General features: G+C 52.0%; 12 protein-coding genes. All 12 read right to left on the minus strand.

Annotated elements, in window-relative coordinates; translation table 11 throughout:
- Positions 1–5: 5 nt before the first annotated feature.
- The gene (locus tag KKE17_11760; GenBank protein MBU1710671.1) at positions 6–566 is read right to left on the minus strand and encodes a hypothetical protein; all 561 of its coding nucleotides are present in this window, start codon (positions 564–566) and stop codon (positions 6–8) included.
- A complete protein-coding gene (locus tag KKE17_11765) occupies positions 560–2,965 on the minus strand; it encodes an MMPL family transporter (GenBank protein MBU1710672.1) in 2,406 nt (801 codons plus the stop codon). The genes KKE17_11760 and KKE17_11765 overlap by 7 nt, the downstream gene beginning before the upstream one ends.
- Positions 2,962–3,651: an outer membrane lipoprotein carrier protein LolA gene (locus KKE17_11770; protein MBU1710673.1), complete on the minus strand. Its 690-nt coding sequence runs from the start codon at positions 3,649–3,651 to the stop codon at positions 2,962–2,964. Before KKE17_11770 ends, KKE17_11765 begins: the two co-directional genes overlap by 4 nt.
- A complete protein-coding gene (locus KKE17_11775) occupies positions 3,648–4,088 on the minus strand; it encodes an ACP dehydratase (protein ID MBU1710674.1) in 441 nt (146 codons plus the stop codon). The genes KKE17_11770 and KKE17_11775 overlap by 4 nt, the downstream gene beginning before the upstream one ends.
- 102 nt (positions 4,089–4,190) lie before the next feature.
- Positions 4,191–4,919, minus strand: a complete 729-nt coding sequence (gene fabG, locus KKE17_11780) for a 3-oxoacyl-ACP reductase FabG (protein ID MBU1710675.1) — start codon at positions 4,917–4,919, stop codon at positions 4,191–4,193.
- 45 nt (positions 4,920–4,964) lie between these two features.
- Positions 4,965–6,233, minus strand: coding sequence for a formylglycine-generating enzyme family protein (locus tag KKE17_11785; protein MBU1710676.1), 1,269 nt, complete (start codon positions 6,231–6,233; stop codon positions 4,965–4,967).
- Positions 6,234–6,265: 32 nt separating this feature from the next.
- The gene (locus KKE17_11790; protein ID MBU1710677.1) at positions 6,266–6,487 is read right to left on the minus strand and encodes a hypothetical protein; all 222 of its coding nucleotides are present in this window, start codon (positions 6,485–6,487) and stop codon (positions 6,266–6,268) included.
- A 31-nt stretch (positions 6,488–6,518) separates the two neighbouring features.
- Positions 6,519–7,325 carry a beta-ketoacyl synthase chain length factor gene (locus KKE17_11795; protein MBU1710678.1) on the minus strand — a complete coding sequence of 269 codons (807 nt, stop codon included), beginning with the start codon at positions 7,323–7,325 and terminating at the stop codon, positions 6,519–6,521.
- Positions 7,322–8,587, minus strand: coding sequence for a beta-ketoacyl-[acyl-carrier-protein] synthase family protein (locus tag KKE17_11800; GenBank protein ID MBU1710679.1), 1,266 nt, complete (start codon positions 8,585–8,587; stop codon positions 7,322–7,324). Before KKE17_11800 ends, KKE17_11795 begins: the two co-directional genes overlap by 4 nt.
- 14 nt (positions 8,588–8,601) lie before the next feature.
- Positions 8,602–8,859 carry an acyl carrier protein gene (locus tag KKE17_11805; GenBank protein MBU1710680.1) on the minus strand — a complete coding sequence of 86 codons (258 nt, stop codon included), beginning with the start codon at positions 8,857–8,859 and terminating at the stop codon, positions 8,602–8,604.
- Between the two features lie 154 nt (positions 8,860–9,013).
- On the minus strand, positions 9,014–9,898 hold the full coding sequence (locus KKE17_11810) for a lysophospholipid acyltransferase family protein (GenBank protein MBU1710681.1): 885 nt from the start codon (positions 9,896–9,898) through the stop codon (positions 9,014–9,016).
- On the minus strand, positions 9,895–10,336 hold a 442-nt coding region (locus KKE17_11815), incomplete at its 5' end, for a DUF2062 domain-containing protein (protein ID MBU1710682.1). The genes KKE17_11815 and KKE17_11810, both read right to left, overlap by 4 nt.

Raw genomic sequence — 10,336 nt, forward strand, 5'->3', positions numbered from 1 at the left:
AATAGTTAATTCTCTATGGGCACCAATGTCAGATCTGGCCCGAATAACGGTTTCAATTCAATTCTGGAAACCTTTTCCGGCATACTTTTTTCATAAAAATAATCAACGTCCCAAAGGGAAAAAAACCATAAGCTGGCGGATTTTTTCACTTGATCCGGGTTGATGTTGCCCTGGCAAAGATGCATCATTCCCTCATAGGCACAGGGTAATGAATCCGGCTCAAGAAAAAAAATTCTGTTGAGCGCCTGTCCCAGATAATCCGCAAGCCCTGTATCCTTCACCGCATCAAGAGCCGAGATCAACTCAACATTCCCATGCTTATCCGTGGTTGCCTCCATTACCTTGATGCCGGTGCTGTCAAGGAGTACCAGATGCATCCCTCCCTCTATTTCTCTTAAGCCAAGGAGCCCGGAGTAGCGCTCCTTTTCCCGATGCTTCAGGCTGAGATGCCAGAGACTGTTCTCAGAAGTCATAGAATGATCGAGGCGGGATAAGGGCTGAAACGATGAAGCGCCACAGCCCCATAAAAAAAACAGCGACAGAATGGCGGCAACAATTCTCAGCATTTCTTCTCTCCATGATTTTTTCCCATGATCACCGGAGTGATAAACAGAGCCGTGGGCCAGGCTGCGCCGATTCCGGCAAGGACTGTCACCCCCAGGGCATGAAGCGCCGGATGGGTCGCAAAGGAAAGAACCCCGAAACCGGTCAGGGTGCTGGCGGCGCAGATACTCACCGCAATCACCGCATGCCTGGTCATCCCCCTTTGACAGGCACAGACCACGAATATCCCGTAATCAACGCTGAGACCGATAACCATAATCCCCATAAGTACATGCATGAGGTTGAGGTCACGGGTGGTCAGATAATCAAAAACCGCCATGGCGGCGAGAGCGGACAATACCGGCGCCATCACCGCCAGGACGATTCGCGGCCGCCTGAAAAAAATGCCGATGAGCAGAATCACCAGAACCCCTGCAGCAGAAGACAACTTGACGATATCATGCCGCAGCAGGCGCTCCACCTGGCTGCGCCATCTGGCGCTGGACAGCACATGGGCCTCGGGGAGATCCCGGGACAGGTCCTGCAGGGCGTTGACCGACTCCGCTGACTCGGCAACAATGGTAGTGGCGAGGAATTCCCCTGTACCGGACCCGGCAGTACCGGCTTCCGGCAGTCTCAGCAAAGAGACAAGCATGGGCCGCATGGGGCTGTTTAGGATGTCCTCATCTGCCAACCGGGCAACCGGCTCTTGAATCCACCGCAGAAATGGTTCAAAAGCCGTGGCAGTAAAACCGGTTTCAGGGCCGATTCGTGCCAGGTCCTCACCAAGTTTCTTCTGATTACGGGACCAGAAACTCTGCCAGAGGGAAATATTATTTTCCCTGACCAGAGGTCCCGGCATAACAGGCGCAACGGATTGAAAACCCTTTATCTTTTTCGAAAAGAGATATGCATGCACCCTGTCGTTCCGGTTAAGGGCCTCGGCAAGATCTTTGCCCTCCACCACCACAAAGGACTGGTCGCCACCCTGCTTCCAGGTGGAGATAAAATGCGCTTCGTCAGCCATGACCTGTTCATTGGGCACGTCAAGTTTTTTCAGATCGCCGTTGTACCGGAGATGGGGCCAGGCAATAATCCCGGAAATAATCAATCCGGCCCACAGAATAAAAAAGAAAAATCTCCCGCCCCCAGAAAATGCAACAAGGGAAACGCCCGCGGTGTCACCTGGCATAGCAAGCAAAGAACCTCTTTTTTTCACCAAGGTAGGAATCAACAACCATGAAAAAATCACCGCAAACGCCACCCCGAAAATTGCCAGAAGCGCCATTTGCCGGTGCGATGGCACCGCTGAAAACAACAGAACAACGAAAACGCCGATGGTGGTGCAGCTGGCAAGAAATACCGGTTTGCGAAGGCGGCTGATGATCTCCCTTTCCGAACCCCGTTCCCTGGAAAGGGCATAGAAAATGTGTATGGCAAAATCAACCGCAATCCCCAGCAACACCACACCGAATCCCAGAGCCATGGCACTGACATTTTCATAAATCAGCATGAGGCTTGCCACGGCAACCGGTGCTGCCAGAAACGGAATACAGACCACGAGAAGCCCTCGCAGATCGCGCATTGCAACCAGAATAAGGACAACCAGAACGATCATTGCCGCGGGCACGAGGCGTCCGAGATCAGCCCGGATTGTCCGCGAGTTGGCAAGGGTATGGGGCAGGCTGCCGATTATCCGGGCTTTGACCCCGGGGACAAGATGCTGTTCCAGGACTGCATCAAGTTCCAACTGCACCTTTTCAGCGGACCGTGAATTGGTCAGAGGCTCGACACTTTGCGCCCAGAGCAGACAATTCCTGCCGTCGCGGCTGAAAAAATATCCATCCCGGATAACCAGATCAAACTCACCGCGCAGGGCATCCAGGTGTTTCATGACCATTGCGGAAAGCCCAAGGGGATCTGAGACGACCTGTTGTTTGAGGGGCAGCCCGGCCAGACTGTTGAGCAGAAGAAAATTTGTATTGAGAATCTCTCGGAGCTTTCCTTCACCAAGGAGGGTTTCGATCTCGAGATAATCATCCTGGGAAAGAAGGGCCGGCATCGCCGTTTTTAAGGCCCGGAACAACTCCCATTCATATCCTTCGGGGAGTTTACAGGTAACATCCTTGAAATGGCTGCTCCGGGAAAGGGCGCTGGCAACGCCTGCAGCACTCTTCTTTAACGCCTCAATATCTGCATCCAGCGCACCTGCAGCGGAAGTTGCTGCAGGTATTTCAAAATTAATGAAAACCCGGTCAACCAGGCCGATACGCTGCAGCAGCTGAAGATCGCCGCGCAGCGCCTCGCCCGGCAACATGTCCAGGGCGTCTTCGCCGATTTCAAGCCCGTTTGCCCAATAGCCGCAAAGCGCCACAACAAGGAGAACAATGGCCCATCTTATCACACCTGAATTTTTCTTCACTGCCTCAGACACCGGGTAAAAAGCGATTCATCAAGGGAAATATTGGGAAGATAGCTGCTGAACGAGATTACCGTGCGATCACCGCCCTGCTCGAAAATCTCGACTTTTTCAGGCTGCAGAGTGACTGGTTCAAAATCAATTCTTATTTCGGCTATGGCCCGGGCCAGTCTCTCATCAATGGGCTGCAGGCGGATACCGGTGCCGGCCGCGGCAAGTTCAATGCGGTAGGCATCCTGCATTTTCCCGTACGAGCCGTCCATCCAGTTCCAGAGTTGACTGGAAACCATCTTCATCACCGGATTAGTTGCAAGATCAAATTGCTGCGGTTCGCTTTTCCCGCTGCAGCGCATCCCTTTGCTGCCGTTGAAAATCATCACCGAAGGAACCGGCCGCAGAAACTCCCAGCGCAACTGAGACGGCCGCACCAGGAATAACTCACCTTCAAAAATCACCGGCCTGGTAAAAATCGACAGATGCCGTTCCTGCCTGAAATTGCATGTGAAGGATTGGATCTCTGAGGATTTTCGTTCGACCTTTTCCAGAAAACGGTCGAGATCCTGGCTTTCCGAACCTAAGGCCGGAACCTGTAGCAGAATCAACAGGAGGAACACGATAGTTACGGTGAGTCCCGGCACCGTCCTGGCAACATGCACTAATCTGCTTTCATTTAAAAACAAATAAATCATTTACCCTCTTCCCAGGCCCGGACGTTGCCGTGGCAGATCTCGCCTCTTGCGCCGGCAACACGGCCTTCCATGATGGTCACCGCGCCGAATTCCAATTTCTTTATCAGATGAATCTGCACCGTTTCCCCTGGTTGGGCAGATCCTTCCATGACAAAATCATCAACTCCCACAAGAAAGCCTTTCATCTGTGGCTTGCCGTCGACAAGTGCATCATAGCCATTTATCGCAGCTGCGGACTGCGCCACCAGTTCTATAAAATATTCCGGAAGAAAGCCGTTTTCCGGGTCATAAAAAAAGCCTGCCTCAGGGATAACCCCTTCGGCGATTCCGGTATCTTTCTCCCTATCCCTTGCGAGAAGACGATTGATCAACAGCATCGGCGGCCGGTGGGGCATGAGGTCAATTGCCGGGCATGGCAGGCTATAGTCTTTTGTCATTTCATCCGCTCAACAGATTCAATCAGCAATAATCAACTATCATCAGCTGATTGCTAATTATTAATGATGCAATACTGATGGTAAAGGACAGTCCTGGCAGGCTTACATATACAGGCCGCCGTTCACACTGAAAACCTGGCCGGTGATGTAGCCGGCCTCCTCCCCCATAAGAAAATTGACAATTCCGGCCACTTCCTCAACGGTGCCTACCCGCCCCTGGGGGATCATTGGCAGAATTCTTTCCAGCGGCAGCTCCTTGATCATTTCAGTATCAATCAATCCGGGAGAGACGGCATTTACTAAAATATTGCGCTTGGCTGTTTCCCGGGCCAGGGCCTTTACCGCACCGATCATCCCGGCTTTGGCTGCGGAATAATTCATCTGTCCGGCCTGACCGGTCTCGCCCGATACCGATGACACGGCAATAATTCTTCCCTTGCGTTCCGAAAGCATCAACTTGACGATCATCCGGCTCAGGAGAAAAAATCCGGTGAGATGAACATTTATAACCGTGTCCCAGTCGGTACGGGTCATCATCGCAGCCAGAGTATCCCTGGTCACTCCGGCATTATGGACAAGCCCGTAAGGGGTTGTCTCTTCAAGCAAGGGGCCCAGCTGCTCATCCATCGCCTTTTCATCACCAACATCAAAGGGCAGCAACAGACAGTTGCGCCCCTGTTTCTCTATATCTTTTTTCACAACAGCTGCGGCATCATGATTGGAATGATAGTTCAACCAGATATCATATCCACCCATCGCAAGGCGCCTGGCAATCGCCGCGCCGATCCCGCGACTTGCGCCGGTAACAAGAACAACTGGTGTTTTCTGCATAGTATCCGCCACAACTTTAGAAATTGAATGAATCTCAGCCCCGAATCACATGCTGTTAGAAGACCAGACCAGCCTGAAACCAATCGTATAATTCGGGCATGTCGGCGAACTTCTGCCACGATTCGACACCCGCAGATTCTCAAGCTTGCTGTCCAGGCTTCCCCCCCGGATGACCTTTTTTTTGCCGTTGCCAGGTCCTTTGGGGTTTTTGGGAGGACTGTTCTGGTAATACTCTTTATCGTACCAGTCCATGCACCATTCGTAGATATTGCCGCTCATATCATGAAGCCCCGCACCGTTGGCTGCCATCTTGCCCACCGGCCTGGTTTCGTCGGCGGAATTCTTCTTGCCCCAGCCCACCTTGTTGACATCGGCCCCACCGGAGAATTTTTCATTCCTGCCGCCGCTCCTTGCGGCAAACTCCCACTCCGCTTCCGTGGGTAAACGAAAAATATTTTTACTGTTATCATAAGCGTTCAAGGCGACGATGAACTCCTGTACGTCATTCCAGGAAACCTGTTCCACCGGGTAGTCGTCACCCTTCTGGAATCGTGAAGGATTTTCTCCGATTATCTGCTGCCATTGCCCTTGCGTCACTTCATATTTACCCATCCAGAATCCATCAACGCATACTTCATGGGCCGGGCTTTCATCTTCTTCACAATTATCGGTCCACTTCCCACATCCCATCTCAAAACATCCCCCTTCAACCCAGACAAACGGCATCCCTGTTTCCGGTTCCCGCCATATGCCGTCATGGGGAGGCTCGGCAATAATTTTCTTTTCTTTGCCGAATTCCTTTACAACATCCCCCCAGCTTTTACCCATGAACATGGAGGTGATCATTCTGGTGGTTGTCAGTAGTTCTTCCTTTTCAGGAGAACATTTTTTACTGGCACTCCTCTTGACACCCATTCCCTCACCGGATATTTCAATGAGTCGAAGCTTGATGTAGCAATCACCCTTTTCACGCACCAGGGCACCGCCGATGACGTATTTTACTCCGAGAATCTTCCCGGCATCAATCATGCACTGGGTGTCCTCGCAACCCTGGGTCTGGTTCCCGGGAACTTTTTTGGCCCTTTGAATTTTCTCCTCATTACTCAACAGATCATAGAGATTGGCATTGTTGACTTCATCTTCAATTGCTGCGACAAGTTCCTGCACAATCCCTTTTTCAATGCCTTCATGGATTACCGGGTCGAGTACCGCAAGAGTGTCCTTGGCCGACACCGGTAAGGCAATGAACAGAACAACCACAAAAAGGATGGATATAAAAGACGTCAGCCATTTATGCTGCAACAATGATTTCATGGTTCCCCTCTTTGGTAACTTTTTACTACTCATCAATCTTTCGCAGGCCATTCAACGTTCTCCTGCTCCTCAACCAGATAGCAGAATCTGCTCCATTCAAACTCCCGGCCTGAAACCGGACATTTCAGCGTGACCTTCTTATCGCTGACGCCGATCACCTGCCAGTCGCCATGCCTTGAACCTTCTGTAATCCTGATCTTCTGACCCATGGTAAAATCATATGGTGTAAAAAAAGCAACTTTGTTCCCGCTCATTTACTCTCCTTGCTTACCAGATAAACGATACTCAGATCTCCATCTCAATCCAGGCTTTTCCAAATGCGGCTGAGAGCTCCCAACGGACTCTGCTTTTTTTGTCTTCAGACCGCTGATTTACTGCGTCGGTGAAGGCATAGGCATAGGCCAGGGGATGGGTGCCATCCCCTGTTCTGATCTTGTCTCCCTGCCAGTGTTCTCCGGTCCTGGCCAGCAGGAGTCCCGGCTCTGCAGGTTGCTCGTCGATTCGCATCTGATTAATGATGCAGGAATTTTCACCGGCATCCTTTGCAGGATCAAGGACCCAGGAAACCGCGCCGGGCTGCCAGGGCACTTCCTCTTTGCCGTGCCATCGCCTGTAAGCATCCTCTAAAAGACTGCTATAGGTCTCCACGGCAACAACCACCGCCCGCTCAATTCTTCCTGAAAGAATAGCGAGCCGCGCCTGATTGAGCGCCGTGAGAAAAGGCCAGGTATAGGTGGTGATGGTCAGCGCCGGGCCATGGATATCAAGCAATCTTGAAACATAACCGGCCGCAGCATTATAAACTGAATGGGAAAAAAGTGTCGGGGATATCTGACCCTCGCCGTCGTCGATCAATGACCCCAGGGAACAGAAATTGGTTTCCAAAGGACCGTAAGCGGTGCCGATAAATAGCCCGATCCGGGATGTGGCAAGATCCCTTTTTCCTGCTGTATCAATTGCCGCCCCGGCGCTGACTACGGCAAGCTTGATAAAATCATCCGCCCGCCTCAATTCCCGGACCAGAGAAACCGGCGCCTCAAGACTGCTCAACAGGAGTTTATTTGCCGCGGTCACCGCAACTCTTGTACTCATCCCGCCGCCTCCAGGATCAATACAGCATTACCGCCGCCAAAGGCCAGGGATTGGGAAGCGCCGATGAAGCCGTTGAGATGAGTTGTCTGATCCTGAGTCAGAGGCTTTACCCGAAACGCCGGGTCCACACCTGCACAACCTATAGTTCCGGGCGTTGATCCCTCGCGCAGCGCCATAAGCGTTAGAATCGCCTCAATGCCGCCTGCCGCGCCCAGGGTATGACCGGTAATTCCTTTGGTGGAAACTATTGCAACTTGCTGAGGATCGGGAAGTATTTCGGCAAGGGCGGCGGTTTCGGCAATATCATTTGCTTTGGTGCCGGTGCCGTGGGCATTGACCAGAATAATTTGATCTGCATGGATTCCGGCATCACGCACGGCAATGGAAAATGCGCTTTTCAACCCGCGTCCTTCAGGGTGCGGCGCGGTTGGATGCCAGGCATCGGAGGCGGCGCCATATCCCCTGACCCATCCTGAAATTTCAGCACTCCTGCCTGTAGCGCTTTCCCCGGATTCAAGGATGACAACACCCGCGCCCTCGCCGAGATTCAAACCTTTGCGGTCCTCGCTGAAGGGCCGGCAGGTCCGGGTATCGCTTAAGAGCAGGCTGGCAAAGCCGTTATACGCCACCCGGGACAATTCATCAGCGCCGCCGGCAATGGCGATATCGCATTGGCCGCCGGCAATCCAGTCCTTGGCGAGACCGATTGCATCGGTGCCGGAGGCACAGGCATTTGTCACCACGGCGGAAGGACCGCTGGTCCCTAAAATCCTGTGGAGCGCCGCAGCAATATTGCCGTCAAGAAAATATCGCACCGGTGCAAGATCCGGCGCCAGACCCTTTCTCCAGGCGCTGTAATACGTTTCATTGTGAAAGGTGCAGCCCACGGTGGTGCCCAGGGCAATCCCCACGGTCTTGCCGCGCAGATACGATATATCGAGCCCTGCCTGACCAAGACCTTCGACTGCGGCGCTCAAGGCCAAAAGAACCGTGCGGCTGACCAGCTCCGCCTGGAATTCCGGCAGATAAGAATGAAGATAATCCCGGGCTGCCGGTTGAATACTCTGCCTGGGGCCTGAAAAAACCGGGAAATCAAGAATAGTTGAAAAAAGCCAGGAGGGAGGGTGCTGGCAATTCACCCTGCCTTTTTTAAGCGAAGCCCAGACTTCCCCAACATTGTTCCCGGCGGCACATACACAACCCATCCCGGTAATTGCCGAGGAAGACTTCTCTGCTGAATCTGAACGACCCGTATTCACCATCATCGCCTGCCGGGTTACTTTTCCCTGCGTTCTGCAATAAATTTCGCCAGTCCATTGATTGAAACAAAGGCCTCTTTTCCTTCGTCCATGTCCTCGATCTGCACGCCGAAATGTTTCTGAACCAGAACCACCATTTCCACCGCATCCAACGAATCAAGGCCCAGCCCCTCTTCAAACAGGGGAGAATTATCGTCAATTTCTTCGGGTTTGACATCCTGAATCTTCAAATCCCGAACAATCATTTCCTTCAGTTGTTTTTTTAATTCCTCCATTGCCGCTCCAATTATGTATTAATTATTTTTAATGCCTACAGGCTATTCTCAGATTGAAGCCCAAAAGACGTGCTGTTGCCGTGCTGTCCTTTCTGCGACTTGCGCCGGGCACGGCCTGCGAATTATTAAAAGCCACATTATTTATTAAACGATTTTACTGCTTCCAGAAATCAAAAAAATTATACCATTGATAGGGATAACTCTCGGTATATTTTTCCATTGCCCCGGCAAATCGCTTTGCGCACAGGACGATTTCATCCTGCCTTTTATCCCGGTCGCTTTTTTCCGGATAAAAAACATCCCACACCCGGAGACTATACCTTTTTCTACCGGTTTTGGCTGCCAAAAGAACCGCCACCGGCGACCCGGTTGCTGCGGCAAGATTATAGGCTGCGGAAGGGAGACGGGCAGGGAAACCGAGAAAATCCACCTCTGCATGCGGCCCCTTGGTCAGCCGGTCTCCCATAATGGTTACCACCTCACCTTTTTGAAGAGCAGCGGTGGATTCCACCATGCCGCCAAGAAACCCTTCATTATTAATGATTTTAAAGGGAAGGGGTTCCTTTCTGAGATCAAAGTAATGCTTGGCAACCGCCTCCTGCTCATAATGCATCAGCGAATTGACCGGTGCGGGCAGTTCACAGATATGGGCAAGCGCCGTCTGCCAGTTGCCCACATGGGCAGTCAACAGGACCAGCCCTTTACCCTTTTTGACAATGCCCAGGAGTTCCTCCCGGCCGATCAGTTCACCCTCAAATTGCCTGCCGTGCTTGATGCCAAGCCATCCCCGGTCCACCAGAACCTTGCCGAATGAATAGACGATGCGAAAGGTATCCAGCCAGCAACCAACCCCCTTGCGTCCGGGAAATCTTTTCTGCCGATACGGGGCGGTATCCTGATGAATTTTCCTGCTGAACAGAACATAGGTGAAAATCACCGGTCCCAGAATAAAATAGGCGCCCCCCTGCCCTGTTACAAACAGCACCGCATAAAAAAATCCATGCCCCAGGGCCTCAAGCTTTTTCAATAAACTGCTCACTCGCTTTCAGAAGCCTCCCAATCAGCACTTTTGCCGGCTCGAAGCTTCACAACGCCGAAATAGGCAATCACCCCGAACAGCAAACCCAATAGCGGACCAACGATCAATGAGCCAAGAAACCATTCCCATAATCTCTGATGCATCTCGACAATAGTAGTATCCCAGTTGACATCAAGCAGTAAATGGCCGTTCCGCATGAAATATCCGGCCTGAATGCAGATAACCGGAACCACTGGGGGCATACAGACCTGGCTGGCGGCAATCGCTGCAACCTTATTCAGATGAAGCCGATGGGTCACATAGACAATGACCACGGTATGGATGGCAATGAGCGGCAAAGCCCCCAGAAAAATACCCATCCACACCGCCACGGCAAGCTGGAATGCAGAACTGTGTTCAAGGCAGATCCGCTTGAGCAGTTTGACCGGATGAAATATT

It is taken from the genome of Pseudomonadota bacterium (assembly GCA_018823135.1).
Lineage (GTDB): Bacteria > Desulfobacterota > Desulfobulbia > Desulfobulbales > CALZHT01 > JAHJJF01.

Excerpts from the sequence above, each read along its gene's own strand:
- KKE17_11805 (MBU1710680.1), bottom strand. The coding sequence starts at position 8,859 with ATGGAGGAATTAAAAAAACAACTGAAGGAAATGATTGTTCGGGATTTG.
- KKE17_11790 (MBU1710677.1), bottom strand. The coding sequence starts at position 6,487 with ATGAGCGGGAACAAAGTTGCTTTTTTTACACCATATGATTTTACCATG.
- KKE17_11795 (MBU1710678.1), bottom strand. The coding sequence starts at position 7,325 with ATGAGTACAAGAGTTGCGGTGACCGCGGCAAATAAACTCCTGTTGAGC.
- fabG (MBU1710675.1), bottom strand. The coding sequence starts at position 4,919 with ATGCAGAAAACACCAGTTGTTCTTGTTACCGGCGCAAGTCGCGGGATC.
- KKE17_11770 (MBU1710673.1), bottom strand. The coding sequence starts at position 3,651 with ATGATTTATTTGTTTTTAAATGAAAGCAGATTAGTGCATGTTGCCAGG.
- KKE17_11775 (MBU1710674.1), bottom strand. The coding sequence starts at position 4,088 with ATGACAAAAGACTATAGCCTGCCATGCCCGGCAATTGACCTCATGCCC.
- KKE17_11785 (MBU1710676.1), bottom strand. The coding sequence starts at position 6,233 with ATGAAATCATTGTTGCAGCATAAATGGCTGACGTCTTTTATATCCATC.
- KKE17_11800 (MBU1710679.1), bottom strand. The coding sequence starts at position 8,587 with ATGGTGAATACGGGTCGTTCAGATTCAGCAGAGAAGTCTTCCTCGGCA.
- KKE17_11760 (MBU1710671.1), bottom strand. The coding sequence starts at position 566 with ATGCTGAGAATTGTTGCCGCCATTCTGTCGCTGTTTTTTTTATGGGGC.